Source organism: Streptomyces sp. NPDC023541, from assembly GCF_055559995.1.
The window spans coordinates 12,595-26,303 of the sequence record NZ_JBVHJO010000015.1; the positions used below are offsets into that span (position 1 = coordinate 12,595).

General features: G+C 74.0%; 11 protein-coding genes. 6 read left to right on the plus strand and 5 right to left on the minus strand.

The genetic code is table 11. The features are described from left to right. Positions 1-13: 13 nt before the first annotated feature. The gene (locus ACZ3X1_RS29345; protein ID WP_467281575.1) at positions 14-994 is read right to left on the minus strand and encodes a helix-turn-helix domain-containing protein; all 981 of its coding nucleotides are present in this window, start codon (positions 992-994) and stop codon (positions 14-16) included. Between the two features lie 855 nt (positions 995-1,849). Here ACZ3X1_RS29345 and ACZ3X1_RS29350 point away from each other — a divergent pair. Genes ACZ3X1_RS29350 through ACZ3X1_RS29360 form a run of 3 tightly spaced genes read left to right on the plus strand, consistent with a single transcriptional unit; the run spans position 1,850 to position 6,177 of the window. Then, the gene (locus tag ACZ3X1_RS29350; RefSeq protein ID WP_467281576.1) at positions 1,850-3,817 is read left to right on the plus strand and encodes a protein phosphatase 2C domain-containing protein; all 1,968 of its coding nucleotides are present in this window, start codon (positions 1,850-1,852) and stop codon (positions 3,815-3,817) included. Between the two features lie 28 nt (positions 3,818-3,845). Further along, a complete protein-coding gene (locus ACZ3X1_RS29355; RefSeq protein ID WP_467281577.1) occupies positions 3,846-5,588 on the plus strand; it encodes a pyruvate dehydrogenase in 1,743 nt (580 codons plus the stop codon). 31 nt (positions 5,589-5,619) lie between these two features. Beyond that, entirely contained in the window at positions 5,620-6,177 is a 558-nt protein-coding gene (locus tag ACZ3X1_RS29360) for an ATP-binding protein (RefSeq protein ID WP_467281578.1), read from the plus strand. Between the two features lie 43 nt (positions 6,178-6,220). On the opposite strand, the gene ACZ3X1_RS29365 is transcribed toward ACZ3X1_RS29360, so the two are convergent. Continuing rightward, positions 6,221-7,279, minus strand: coding sequence for a DUF2637 domain-containing protein (locus ACZ3X1_RS29365; protein ID WP_390079038.1), 1,059 nt, complete (start codon positions 7,277-7,279; stop codon positions 6,221-6,223). Positions 7,280-7,477: 198 nt separating this feature from the next. Then, positions 7,478-8,338 (minus strand): (2Fe-2S)-binding protein, encoded by an 861-nt coding sequence (locus ACZ3X1_RS29370; protein WP_467281579.1) that lies wholly within the window; start codon positions 8,336-8,338, stop codon positions 7,478-7,480. A 129-nt stretch (positions 8,339-8,467) separates the two neighbouring features. Between ACZ3X1_RS29370 and ACZ3X1_RS29375 the strand changes: the two genes are divergently transcribed. Then, entirely contained in the window at positions 8,468-9,127 is a 660-nt protein-coding gene (locus ACZ3X1_RS29375) for a GntR family transcriptional regulator (protein ID WP_356814151.1), read from the plus strand. 182 nt (positions 9,128-9,309) lie between these two features. Here ACZ3X1_RS29375 and ACZ3X1_RS29380 read toward each other — a convergent pair whose 3' ends face one another. Together ACZ3X1_RS29380 and ACZ3X1_RS29385 are read right to left on the minus strand one after the other, a co-directional pair. Then, a complete protein-coding gene (locus tag ACZ3X1_RS29380) occupies positions 9,310-10,098 on the minus strand; it encodes a hypothetical protein (RefSeq protein WP_362630951.1) in 789 nt (262 codons plus the stop codon). Between the two features lie 180 nt (positions 10,099-10,278). Continuing rightward, complete coding sequence (locus ACZ3X1_RS29385; protein WP_467281580.1) at positions 10,279-11,958, minus strand: PucR family transcriptional regulator; 1,680 nt, start codon at positions 11,956-11,958, stop codon at positions 10,279-10,281. A 253-nt stretch (positions 11,959-12,211) separates the two neighbouring features. Here ACZ3X1_RS29385 and ACZ3X1_RS29390 point away from each other — a divergent pair, with 253 nt between their 5' ends. Together ACZ3X1_RS29390 and ACZ3X1_RS29395 are read left to right on the plus strand one after the other, a co-directional pair. After that, complete coding sequence (locus tag ACZ3X1_RS29390) at positions 12,212-13,105, plus strand: FAD binding domain-containing protein (protein WP_467281581.1); 894 nt, start codon at positions 12,212-12,214, stop codon at positions 13,103-13,105. A gap of 2 nt (positions 13,106-13,107) precedes the next feature. After that, positions 13,108-13,707, plus strand: coding sequence for a (2Fe-2S)-binding protein (locus ACZ3X1_RS29395; RefSeq protein WP_356814146.1), 600 nt, complete (start codon positions 13,108-13,110; stop codon positions 13,705-13,707). The last annotated feature ends 2 nt before the right edge of the window (positions 13,708-13,709 follow it).

A 13,709-nucleotide genomic window follows, 5' to 3' on the forward strand; every position in this document is an offset into this window, starting at 1 on the left:
GCCCGACCAGTGGCTACCGGGCCACCCAGCCACGTTCGTACGCGTGCCAGCCCAGCTGCAGCCGGGTCGTCACCCCCGACAGCTCCATCAGGCCCTTGACCCGCCGCTGCACCGTCCGCAGACCCAGCTCCAGGTGCTTGGCCACGCTCGCGTCCGTCATCCCTGCCAGCAGCAGCGAGAGGATCTCCAGATCCGTGGCGTCGGGGACGCCCCCGGCCTCCTCCGCCGAACCTGCCGCCCCCAGCCGCAACGGCAGCGACTCCCGCCACACCGCCTCGAACAGCCCCGTCAGGGACTCCAGCAGCCCGGACGCGTGCACCACCAGCGCCGCGGGCTCCGCTCCTCGCGCCGTCAGCGGGACCATGGCGAGGGTCCGGTCCGCGATCACCAGCCTCGTCGGGACCTCCGCCGTCACCCGGACCTGCTCGCCCCGGGCCAGCGCCGTCGACGCCTCCCGGATCCCGCTCGGCAGGGTCAGCACCTCCCGCTCGATCACCACCCGGTGGTCGACCCCGCGCACCGATGCCCGGTCCTCCGCCTCGTTGTCCGTACCCCTCACCACCTGGGGGCGACGGCCGCTGACCAGCGCGCACACCTCCTTCTCGGCGCCCAGTCGGAGCTGGTGGAAGCGGTGCGCCACCGCGCTCGCGCCCTGCACCACCTCCACGAGGTCGTGCACCGCCCGTTCGGCCGCCTCCGCCCGGTACTCCTCCGCCAGCAGCGCCGCCGCCCGCTCCGCCTGTTCCAGCTCGTGCCGCTGGTGGGTCAGCAGGGCCCCGAGCGCCACCCCCGGCGGGGCCGCCACCCAGCGCCCCGGCCGCGCCGAGGACTGCGCCGCCAGCCCGTGCCGCTCCAAGTGGCGCAAGGCCCGTTCGGTCTGCGGCACCGGCAGGGTCAGCCGGTGCGCGAGGTCGGGGACCTCGGCCGCGCCCAGCGCCACCAGCGCGCGGTACGCGGACTCCTGGCCCTCGTCCAGGCCTATGGCACCCAGCAACCCGTCCACCACCTTTCGACACGACGCCCGGCGGGAAGCGGCCACGGCGCAATCCCGCCGCCGACATCATCGCCGCACCCCCCGCCCCTGTGCCAAGGTTGCGCCACCGCAGCACCAACATCCGTAGGTCAGAAGCCATTTGCGCGGCAGCTTTGCCGTGCAATGCAGCAGTTGGCCGGAATTCAACCGGGGAGAGCGATGCGCCCCTTATCCGCGCACGGCGATCGGGGCGGCCACAGCGGCCGTCCTCGCCGTCACCGTCGTCGGCCCGTCGACGGCGCAGCAGTGGGCCGACGGAGCGCCCGGAGCGGGGAAGGGACTCCTCGTCGGCAGCCGGGCGGCCGGAAAGCAGCCCACCGCCCCCGTCACCGTGCCCCTCGTCACCGGTGACCGGGCCCTGGTGTCCACCGACGCGTCCGGCCGCACCCCCGCCATCGCGATGCCGCGCGCGGACGGCTCCCAGCCGCTCGCACCCCGAAGTCGCGGCGCTCGCCGCCGGCCGAACTCTTCGACGTCACTGGCTCGTCCGGCAGGGCGACGACGACGCCCACACCCAGAAGGTGCCGCTCATCGCGGTCCACGACGCAGCCGTGAACGTGGCGCGCAGCACCCCGCCCCCGCCCCGCGGCGCCGACCGCTCCCCCGCCCCCGGCTCCCTCGGGCCGTCGCCCAGGTCTCGCCGAGGGTCGAAGCGACCGACGCGAAGGGCCCCACGGCCATCCAGACGGTCGTGCGGGCGTACGACGTCCGCTGATCCGTACGGGCGGGACGGAAGGGGTCCACCGGGCGGCGGCCGGTGGACCCTTTTCGCGCATTCGGCGTTTTCGGCCCCCACCGGGGGCCGAGAATGAGGGCATGAGTCAGCAGGGCGCGGACGACTGGTGGCAGAAGCTCTACGAGGACCCGGACGCGGGGCCGGCACCCGACCCGGGGGACACCCTCGACAACCGGTTCCGGTCGGCGGCGGGCGTGACGGCGGAACCGGCCGAGGCGCCGCCCCCCGTGCCGCAGGAGCCGGTACGGGAGGCGGAGTTCGGGCCCGGGCCGGGGCGCGGGCCGTTGCCGGCCCCGCGACCGGAGCCGGACGCCGTGCTGCCCGCACGGCCACCGCTGCCCGACGCGGCCCGCCGGGAGCCCCCGCGACGACCGGCGGCGGGGCCGGTGCCCGCGCCGCGCCCGGCCCCCGACGGCCTGCCCGCGGCCCCGGCCGCGCAGGTGCCGCCCCCGCCCCCGCCGCCTGCCGCGCCGCCTGCCGCGCCGCCTGCCGCGCCGCCTGCCGCGCCGCCTGCCGCGCCGCCTGCCGCGCCGCCTGCCGGGCGGAGCGCCCCGGCGCAGCCCCCGCACCGTGCGCTCGACCAGCCGGCGGTGCAGGTGCCGTTGCCCGGCGAGACGCACGGCCCGCCGCCTCCGGCCGCGGCTCCCGACGCGCCGGCCGGGCCACCGCGGGTCCCGCCGCCCACCGCGGAGGCCGCGGCACCACCCGGCGCGGAAGGGGCTACGCCCGGCCCGGGGTTCGGGCCGTTTGCACCGCCGCCCGCCCGCGGAGTCGCTTCCGGCGCGCCCGCCGCGCCGCCGGCCGGGCCACCGCCGGTCGCGCCGCCCACCGCGGAGGCCGCTGCACCGCCCGGCGAGCGGTACGGCCCGCCACCGCCTGCGGCGCCGCCCTGGCACGGGGCCCAGCCGCGCGATCCCCGTACCGGCGGCGCCACCGGCTACGCCCTCGGGGGCGTCGAGGTGCCGCCGGCGCCCGGCCCTGAGCTGCCCACCCGGCGCGCCCGGGCGCCGCGCCCGGAAGACCGGACCGAGGAGGTCCCGCAGCCCGCGCCCCGCCCCGGCCCGGCGCCCGCACCCGTACGCGCACCCGGGCCGGACGCCCAGGACGCCCCGGACGTCACCGCGCCGCGGCAGCGGCCCGAGGTGCGGCACCTCGGCGACCGCGCACCCACCTACGCCGCCGAACCGGGCGGGCTCCCGCCCGCGGACCCGGCCGCCCTCGACGGCCTGGTCCCGGACACCGTCCTGGAGGGAGCCCGCTACGGCGGCTACACCCTCCGCGCCGCCTCCCTGCGCGGTGACTCCGCCCGCTACCGCGGCGAGATGCGCCGGGACTTCCTCCTCACCGCCCGCTTCGGCAGCGGCGACGACGCCCTGGTCCTGGTGGCCCTCGCCGGCGGGGACCGGGCCGCGCCCGGCGCCGCCGAGGCCGCCGCCGACCTGTGCCGCACGGTCGCCGCGGCCGTCGGCCGCAGCCAGGGCCGGCTGGCCGACGACATCCGGGCCGGCCGCCGAGACGCCCTGCGCTCGGGCCTGCAGCGGCTCACCGACCGGGGCTACGGGCGCCTGCGGGCCCGCGCCGCAGAGCTGGGGCTCGCGGAGGAGGAGTACACGGCGGGACTGCGCGGACTGCTGCTGCCGGTGGACCCCGAGTGCCGTACCCGGGTGTGCTTCGGCTCCGGCGCGGGCGGACTCTTCCGGCTCCGCTCGGGCCAATGGCAGGACCTGGAACCGGCCGTTCCCGCCGCTCCGGCCGCACCCGCGCCGACCCCCGCCCCCGCCCCCGCCGACGGAGCCGACGAGGCGCCCGGGGAGCCCGGCCGCCCCTTCCGCTTCCGGGCCTCCGTGGCCAGGCCCGGGGACACCCTGCTCCTGTGCTCCGGCGGCCTGGCGGAGCCGATGCGGGAGGAGGCCGCCCTCCAGGCGGAGCTCGCCGCCCGCTGGGGCGAGCCGGAGCCGCCCGGCCTCGCCGCGTTCCTCGCGGACACCCAGCTCCGCCTCAAGGGCTACGCCGACGACCGCACGGCCGCCGCAGTCTGGGAGGCGTAACCGGCGCGGACATGGCTGTATGGGAGGCATGGCGAAGCAGAACGTGGCGGAACAGTTCGTCGACATCCTCGTGCGCGCCGGCGTGCGCCGTATGTACGGAGTGGTCGGCGACAGCCTCAACCCCGTGGTGGACGCGATCCGCCGGGCCGGTGACATCGAGTGGATCCAGGTCCGCCACGAGGAGACGGCCGCCTTCGCGGCGGGCGCCGAGGCCCAGATCACCGGCCGCCTCGCCGCCTGCGCCGGCTCCTGCGGCCCGGGGAACCTGCACCTGATCAACGGGCTGTACGACGCCCAGCGCTCGATGGCACCGGTCCTCGCGCTGGCCTCGCACATCCCCTCCAGTGAAATCGGCCTGGGCTACTTCCAGGAGACCCACCCCGACCAGCTCTTCCGCGAGTGCAGCCACTACAGCGAGCTGATCTCCAACCCGCAGCAGATGCCCCGGCTGCTGCAGACCGCCGTGCAGCACGCCATCGGCCGCAGCGGGGTCAGCGTGGTCGCGCTGCCCGGGGACATCGCCTCCCAGCCCGCCCCGGAGAAGGCGGTGGAGCACGCCCTCGTCACCGCCCGGCCGACGGTGCGCCCCGGCGACGGCGAGATCGAGAAGCTGGTCCGCCTCGTCGACGAGGCCGACCGGGTCACGCTCTTCTGCGGCAGCGGCACGGCCGGGGCGCACGCCGAGGTGATGGAGTTCGCCGAACGGGTCAAGGCCCCGGTCGGGCACGCCCTGCGCGGCAAGGAGTGGATCCAGTACGACAACCCCTACGACGTCGGCATGAGCGGCCTGCTCGGCTACGGCGCGGCCTACGAGGCCACCCACGAGTGCGACCTGCTGATCCTGCTCGGCACGGACTTCCCGTACAACGCCTTCCTGCCCGACGACGTGAAGATCGTCCAGGTGGACATCCGCCCCGAACACCTCGGACGGCGCTCCCAGCTGGACCTCGCCGTGTGGGGAGACGTACGGCAGACCCTGCGCGCCCTGAACGCGCGGGTGAGGACCAAGACGGACCGCCGCTTCCTGGACCGGATGCTGAAGAAGCACGCGGACGCCCTGGAGGGGGTGGTGAAGGCCTACACCCGCAAGGTCGAGAAGCACACGCCGATCCACCCCGAGTACGTGGCCTCCGTCCTCGACGAACTGGCCGACGAGGAGGCGGTGTTCACGGTCGACACGGGCATGTGCAATGTCTGGGCGGCACGCTATCTTTCCCCGAACGGCAAGCGGCGCATCATCGGGTCGTTCAGCCACGGCTCGATGGCCAACGCCCTCCCCCAGGCGATCGGCGCACAGTTCACCGACCGCGGCCGTCAAGTGGTGTCGATGTCGGGTGACGGCGGTTTCTCCATGCTGATGGGAGATTTCCTCACCCTGGTGCAGTACGACCTGCCCGTCAAAGTGGTCCTCTTCAACAACTCATCGCTCGGCATGGTCGAGTTGGAGATGCTGGTTTCCGGCCTTCCCTCCTACGGGACGGAGAACAAGAACCCGGACTTCGCCGCGATCGCCCGCGCGGCGGGCGCCTACGGGGTCCGCGTGGAGAAGCCCAAGCAGCTCACCGGTGCTTTGAAGGACGCTTTCCGGTATCGCGGACCCGCTCTGGTGGACGTGGTGACCGACCCCAACGCCCTGTCGATCCCACCGAGGATCAGCGCCGAAATGGTGACCGGATTCGCACTGTCCGCCAGCAAGATCGTGCTCGACGGCGGGGTGGGACGGATGATCCAGATGGCTCGATCCAACCTCCGCAACGTGCCCCGCCCGTAAGCCCGCAGGAGTGCGGATCCGCCCGGAGGGCATGCATCCCGTAGGCCTGTTCGAGAGCAACGGACACGGGAGGGACACCGCCGTGCGGGTGGGGGCGAAGACGGGGAAGCTGTGGAGGAGAGGGGCGCCGGTACCGCGCGAACCCTCCACGGCCGAGGACGGGGAAGCGGTGGACACCCTGCGCATCAGCCGGAGCGTGCGCCGCGCCGACCTGAAGGCGGTGGGCGAAGTCCGGCGGGCCCTCAGGGAGCTGATGCGCCACCGGTGCCGGACCGAGGCCACGGACGTGGCCGAACTACTGATCACGGAAATCGTCACGAACGCGCTCGTCCACACCGACCGCGGCGCCGAGGTGTCCGCGAGCCTCACCGCCGCACGGTTACGGGTGGAGGTCCGCGACCACGCCGCACGCCGGCCCCGGCCGTACGTACCGACCGCCGACGACGGTACGCACGGCCGGGGCCTGGTGCTGGTGGAGGCGCTGGCCGACGACTGGGGCGTGGACGCGCTCGCCCTGGGTGCCGGCAAGGTGGTGTGGTTCGAACTCGACGGGCGCCGGGAAGCCCCGTACGCCGCAGGGCCCGCCTGAACCGGCGGGCCCTGCGGGGGTGTCCTCTTCACGTCGGGACCGGTCAGCCGAACTGCTGCTCCAGGTCCTTCAGTTTGCGCTCCAGCGAGTCCAGCCGGGGAATGGTCTGGGTGTCGTCCTCGGCGGTGAGGTCCACCGTCCGGGCGCCGGTCACGTCAGTGGATTCGGTGTGGTTGACGGCCTGCAGTGAGGGCCGGCGGCGTAGCGGCAGCTGTCCCGGATCCGGTATGGCCGGCTCCGCGCCGACCGGCGCGGAGCCCCCTCCCTGCGTCAGTTCCGGAAGCTCGACCTGGCGGCCGCGGGACCGCCCGAACGCCCGGTTCTGCCGGCCCAGCGCCTTGATGCGCGCCCGGTCGAGCCGGTTCTGGTCGCGCCTGCGGTGCCGGTCCTGCTCCCGCTCCTTCTTGTCCTCGCGCACCTCGTCCACGGCCTCGTCGAGGGTGCGCACCCCCTCCAGCAGCATGAGGGACCACGCGCCGAAGGTCTCCCGGGGGGCCCGCAGCCAGCGGACCATCCGGATCTGCGGCAACGGCCGCGGAATCAGGCCCTGTTCGCGCAGCGCCGCCCGGCGGGTCTGCTTGAGGGCGCGGTCGAACAGGACGGCCGCCGAGAGGGACATCCCCGCGAAGAACTGCGGAGCGCCGTCGTGACCCAGACCGCGCGGAGCGTGCACCCAGTTGAACCAGGCGGCCGCGCCCGCGAACAGCCAGACCAGCATGCGCGAACCGAGGGCCGCGTCGCCGTGGCTGGCCTCGCGGACGGCGAGCACCGAACAGAACATGGCGGCGCCGTCGAGGCCGAAGGGCACCAGGTACTCCCAGCCCCCGGAGAGGTTGAGGTTCTGCCGGCCGAAGCCGACCAGTCCGTGGAAGGAGAGCGCGGCGGCCACCGCCGCGCAGCAGAAGAGCAGGACGTACGAGGCCGTCCCGTAGACGGCCTCCTTGCGCCGCCGCCGCTCCTCGCTGCGCTCCCAGCTGTCGTCGGCCGCGGCCTTCTCGCTCTCGCGCTTGCCCCGTGCCAATACCGCAACCGCCGCAAGTACGCCCAGGATCAGCAGGCTGCCGGGCAGCAGCCAGTCCAGCGATATGTCGGTCAGTCTCATGCGGATGTCCCTTGCCTCGCGTATGCGGCTGTGCGGCTTTCCGGGCGCCATAGTGGCGTAGCCGGTGCGCGGTGCACGCGGGTTTCGGGGCAAGTGGACGCCATCGGGGGGCGCGGCCCGCCGGATAGGGTGTTGTATCTCGAACTGGCGCCCGTAAGGGCCGAGTTGTGTTCGATTACGGCCACCGCTACGGGTGGGTTAGGCGGCGTCCGCCGTCAGGCGGGTGATGCGGTCGGCGTCGCAGGTGCGGGGGCAGGTGACACAGGTGTCCCCCGGCCGGATCGTGTAGAAGAAGCAGCAGCTGGCCCGGTCCCGGGTGGGCAGCTCCCGGCCGTCGGGGCCCGAGAGCGTGCGGAAGCCGGCGCCCCCGGTGTACGGAGCCGTCGAGCCGGGGAGCAGTGCCTCCAGTTCGGCCATCGCCCGCCGCTCCTCGCCGAGCAGGTGGCCGACGTACCAGAGGCTCTCGACGACCTCGTCGGTCACCATGCCCCACAGGGCGCGGCGGCCGCGCCGCATGCGCGGGCCGAAACCTTCCAGCACGGGTGCGAGGTGCTGGGCCACCGCAGCCCGCACCTCTTCGCGCAGCGCCTCCTCGTCGGGCACGACCCGGGCCCCGGGGAGGGCGGCCGCCGGGTCGTCCGGCAGGCAGGCGAAGCTTTCGACGTGCACGGCCATCCGGCCCAGGGTCCGGTGGAAGGCGACCTCGGAGACCGGGAGCCGGGGGACCCGCCGGTCGAGGAACCACGGCAGCGTGATCAGCAGGCAGGCGGGCCACGCGTACCGGTGCAGCCCGAAGCTCGCGACCACATCGGGCCGCGCCCGGGTGCCGTAGTCCCTCAGGACCTGGGCGTCGTCCGAGGCGAGGAAGGCGTCCAGGGCGGCCCCGCCGGCCGCCAGCTCGTCCGCGCCGACCCACCCCGCACCGCGAGGGGAGGGTTCGTGCGCGGCCCGCTCGACGACCCGCAGGCCGCCGTACGCTTCCGCCAGCCGGGCGTACGCGTCCGCCGCCGCAGAGCCGGGCGGGGCAGGGGCGACAGGCGGGAGGGCCGAGACGGTCATGACGGGCCACCGATCACACGATCGTTAACAGGTAAGCCTTACCTTACCTGATCGTGGTCGGTCCGCGCCCACCCGTTGCGTGGCGCTTCACCTATTCTCTGGACAGGTCGAAACCCGGAGGAGGACCGAGTGCACGAAACGGCCCACGCCCGGGTACCGGCACAAAAGCGGAAGGTGTTGCGCCATTCGGTGCGCGGGCAGGTCTTGGACGCGCTGCGCGCCGCCCTGGTCGACGGCGAGCTGGTGCCGGGGGAGATCTACTCGGGCCCGGCGCTGGGGGAGCGCTTCGGGGTCTCCGCCACCCCTGTGCGCGAGGCGATGCAGCAGCTGGCCGTCGAGGGAGCGGTGGAATGCCTGCCGAACCGTGGCTTCCGCGTGCTGTCGCGCACCGCGCGGGAACTCGCCGACCTGGCGGAGGTCCGGGCCCTGCTCGAAGTGCCCGTCATGCTGCGGCTGGCCCGGACCGTGCCGGAAGCCGACTGGCAGGCCCTGCGCCCGGCCGCGGCCGCCACGGCCGAGGCGGCCGCGGCGGGCGACCTGCCGGGGTACGCGGAGGCGGACCGGGCCTTCCACCGGGCGGTGCTGCGGCTGGCGGGCAACGACCAGCTGGTGCACGTGGCGGAGGAACTCCACCGCCGGTCCCAGTGGCCCCTGCCGGGCGCTCCGCGGGTCCGGCGGGCCGATCTCGTCGCCGACGCGGCCGAGCACTCTGCGCTGCTGGAGGCGCTGATCGCGCGGGACCTCCCGGTGGTCGAAGCCCTGGTCCGAGAGCACTTCGCCGGCGCCTGACGCCTGCGGGGCTCAGCGACTCCAGGACCGGGCCCGCCCGGACCCGGTCCTCGAACGCGTTGCGCCCGGCTACGCTCCTGGCCCCCGGGCCCGGGCCCCGAACGCCGGCAGGGCCGGTTGTGCGGGGGTCCGCACCTGAAACGCCGGACAGTCGTCGAGGCGCGGGAGCGGAGTGGGCCGGGCTACGCCGCAGGCGACGGGGCAGGCGACGGGGCGGGGTGGAGCTGGTCCGCCAGCCAGGTCGGGATGCCGCCCAGGAGGTGGAACAGGCGGCGGGCCTCCGCGCGCAGGCGGGTGGCCTCCGGTTCCGGCTCGGCCTCGGCCAGTGCCGCCAGCGCCGGGGCGGTACCGATCAGGAAGCCCAGGTCCTCCCGGATCCGCAGTGACTCCGCAAAGCCCTTGCGGGCCTCGGCGACCTCGCCGTCCCGCAGGGCCAGCGCCGCCAGGTGCCGCCAGGTGAAGGACAACAGCAGGGTGTCGCCGTGGGCCTCGGCCCCCGCGTGGGCGCGGTGGTACGCCGGCCGCGCCGACTGCGGCGCGTCCGCCAGGTGCTCGGCGACCAGGCCGCGGCGGAAGTCCAGCAGCGGACGGGTCCGGGAGCCCGGTGACAGCAGGGCCGCGGCCCGGCCCAGCGCGGAACGGGCCTCGTCGGCCCGGTCGCGTACGCCGAGCACGGTCGCGGCGTAGGCCAGGTGGCCCCGCTCGCACGCCGCCGCGCCCCGGTCGTCGTCGTCCTGGGCGACCGCCTCGGCGACCCGCAGCGCGTCCTCGGCCTCGGCCCAGCCCTGGCCGGTGAACAGGCACCGTTCGACCAGCAGCGCGGTGCGCTGCACGGCGGCGGCCGCCTGGCCGGCCTTGCCGACGTGAGGCGTCAGCAGGGCCGCCGCGTCGGTCCAACAGCCGCGCGAGCGCAGCCGCCATATCGCCCGCTGGAGGGGGTCGTCTCCCCCGGTAGACCCGGCACCCGACATGGCGGTATCCGCCACATTGCCCTCCCCGAAGCAATCAAGCAGCACATGGTTGAGCCCTGGGGCGAAATGAGAGCACGGATCGCAGGCTCCGGCCAAGGGGTCGGGTGAACTCTTTCACAAAGTCCGGACGGATCATCAGCGCCGCCGGCCATCCCGCGGCCGGTGGCGGAGAGGATCTCCTCAGCTCATGCGCAGTGCCAGGAAGAAGTCGAGCTTGTCCTCCAGCCGGGAAAGGTCCCGCGCCGTCAACTGCTCGATTCGCCCGACACGGTAGCGCAGCGTGTTGACGTGCAGGTGCAACCGGGTCGCGCAGCGGGTCCAGGAGCCGTCACAGTCCAGGAAGGCCTCCAGGGTCGGGATGAGCTCCGCCCGGTGGCGCCGGTCGTAGTCCCGCAGCGGGTCCAGCAGCCGGGCCGTGAACGCGCGGCGCACGTCGTCCGGGACGAACGGCAGCAGCAGCACGTGCGAGGCCAGTTCGTGGTGGCCCGCCGCGCAGACCCGGCCCGGACGGGCCGCCGCGACCCTGCGGGCGTGCCGGGCCTCCTCCAGCGCCCCGCGCAGCCCCTCGGCGGAGTGCACGGCCGCGCTGACGCCCAGGGTGAGCCGGCCGTCGTCGGCCAGGCCGGCCGCCAGGGGTTCGCGCACCACCGCGAGCAGCTCGTCGGCGTGCAGGGCCGTGGCAGGGCCCTTGTCCTCGCCGGCGTCCCCGGCGAGCGAGGGCAGCGGCACGAGCGCGATGGCCTCGTCACCCGCGTGGGCCACCGCGATCCGGTCGGACGGCTCCGGTCCCGAGACCGACGGGTCGACGAGGATCTCCTCCAGCAGCGACTGGGCCACCGGGCCGCCGGGGATGTCCCCGTTCTCCCAGTCCACCCGTGCCACGACGACCTGCCAGTGCGGGGCGGCGCCCAGCCCGGGCAGCAGCACCGGGGCCGCCACCCGCAGGCGGGCGGCGATCTCGGCCGGCGCGGCACCCGTCTGGACCAGTTCCAGGACCTCTTGTGCGAGGCGGCGGCGCACGGTTCGGGCGGCGTCGCGCCGGTCGCGCTCCACGGCGATCAGCTGGGTGACGCCCTGGAGCAGGTCCAGGCGCTCGGCCGGCCAGTCGCCGGCGTCCGCCTCGACGGCCAGCAGCCAGTCGGAGAGCACCGTTTCGCGCACGTCACGGGCGGTCGGACCGGCCGCCCCGCGACTGTGTCCCCTGATCGGGAACAGCGAGTAGGTAATACCCTGGATGGAGATCCGGTGCGGTCCTCTGCGGCCCGTCCGGACCGCCGCGAGGTGCTCGCCCGCCAGGGCCGCACAGATACCCGGCGCCAGCGGCTCGCCCGCCCCGGCGATCTGCCGGCCGGTGGGGGACAGCACCCAGGCCCGGAGGTCGAGGTCGGTGGTGAGGAGATCCAGCACCACGTCGGGGCCGCCACCCGCCGGACCCGACGTCATCAGGCGGCGGTGCCGGTCCACGACGGCCGCCAGGTCCCCGGCGCGCTCGCCCGAGACCTGCCGGACGACGTACTCGGTGATCGTGGCGAATGCAACGTCCTCGTTCACGGCGAACAGCGGCAGCCGGTTGCGCACGCAGGCCGATACGAGGTCGTCCGGGATGGCACCCAGCTCCGCCTCGCCCGCGGCGAGGCCCGCGACACCGGCGCTCGCGAGGATTCGTACGAACGGCTCGGAGTCGGCTGAATTTCGCCTCCAGGCCAGGCCGGTGAGGACGAGCTCGCCCCCGGACAGGTACCGGCTGGGATCGCGCAGGTCGGTCGTCATGACCCCGCGGACCGTACGGTCGAGTTCGTCCTCGCCGCCGAGCAGCCGCAGCCCCAGCGCCTCGGTCTCCAGCAGTGCGCGCAGCCGCATGATGTCGCCGCCGATCTGTCTCGAATGTTGCCGTTGGAAATCGGGCAGGTCGTCGCATCCTGCCTTTCATACGAATCTACAAGACGAGGGAGGCCGTCAGCCAACTCCTTCATGGTTTCGGTGACTGCACCCGGGGGACGGGCGGCTTGTGTACTGAGTCCACACCGCGTTAACAGCACGTGAACGACCAGTCGAGGGCCCTCAGGCCTCCTGGCTTGAAGTGAACGACCCGATTAAGAAGAAGAGAGCCGACATGGACTTCCTTCGCCCCGCCAGCTGGGAGGAGGCGCTCGCCGCTAAGGCCGAGTTCCCCACAGCTGTGCCGATTGCGGGTGGCACCGACATCATGGTCGAGATCAACTTCGACCACCGCCGTCCGGAGTACCTCCTTGACCTCAACCGCATCGAGCTGCTGCGGGAGTGGGAGGTAGGCGAGGAGGTCACCGAGCTCGGCGCCTCCGTCCCGTACACCCAGATCATGGAGAACCTGCGGACCACGCTGCCGGGTCTCGCGTTCGCCTCGCACACGGTCGCGTCCCCGCAGATCCGCAACCGCGGCGGTGTCGGCGGCAACCTCGGTTGCGCCTCGCCCGCCGGCGACTCCCACCCCGCCCTCCTGGCCGCGGGCTGCGAGGTCGAGGTCGAGTCCGTACGCGGCTCGCGCATGATCCCGATCGACGAGTTCTACACCGGCGTCAAGCGCAACGCGCTGGCCGCCGACGAGCTCATCAAGTCGGTCCACATCAAGAACGCCACGGGCCCCCAGCAGTACTCGAAGGTCGGCACCCGCAACGCGATGGTCATCGCGGTGTGCGGCTTCGGCCTCGCCCTGCACCCCGACACCCGCACCGTGCGTACGGGCATCGGTTCGGCCGCCCCGACCCCGGTCCGGGCCAAGGCCGCCGAGGAGTTCCTCAACGCCGCGCTCGAAGAGGGCGGCTTCTGGGACAACGGCAAGGTCATCACCCCGTCGATCGCCAAGCAGTTCGGTGAGCTCGCCTCCGCCGCGTGCAACCCGATCGACGACGTCCGTGGCACGGCGAAGTACCGCCGTCACGCGGTTGGCATCCTCGCTCGCCGCCAGCTCGTCTGGACCTGGGAGCAGTACCGCGGCACGAACGGCCGCTCGCTTGAAGGGGCTGCGTAATCATGCGCGTCAATTTCACCGTCAACGGTCGTCAGCAGGAAGCCGACGACGTCTGGGAGGGCGAGTCCCTCCTCTACGTGCTGCGCGAGCGCCTGGGTCTGCCCGGCTCGAAGAACGCGTGCGAGCAGGGCGAGTGCGGTTCCTGCACCGTCCGCCTCGACGGCGTGCCGGTCTGTTCCTGTCTGGTGGCCGCCGGCCAGGTCGAGGGTCGCGACGTCGTGACCGTCGAGGGCCTGGCCGACTTCGCCAAGCAGCGCGAGGAGCACGGCCACGGCTGCGGCACCGGCGCGTGCGGCGGCGGCAAGGGCGTGTCCACCGACGAGGCCAGGCAGTGGTCCGCCAAGGGCACCGACTCGCAGACCGGCGAGGGCGCCGTGCTCTCCAACATCCAGCAGGCGTTCATCGACGCCGGCGCCGTCCAGTGCGGTTTCTGCACCCCGGGTTTGCTCGTGCAGGCTGACGCGCTCCTGGAGCAGAACTCCGACCCGTCCGACCAGGACATCCGTGAGGCCCTGTCCGGCAACCTCTGCCGCTGCACGGGCTACGAGAAGATCCTCGACGCGGTCCGCCTCGCGGCCGCCCGTCAGGGAGAGGCTGTCTGATC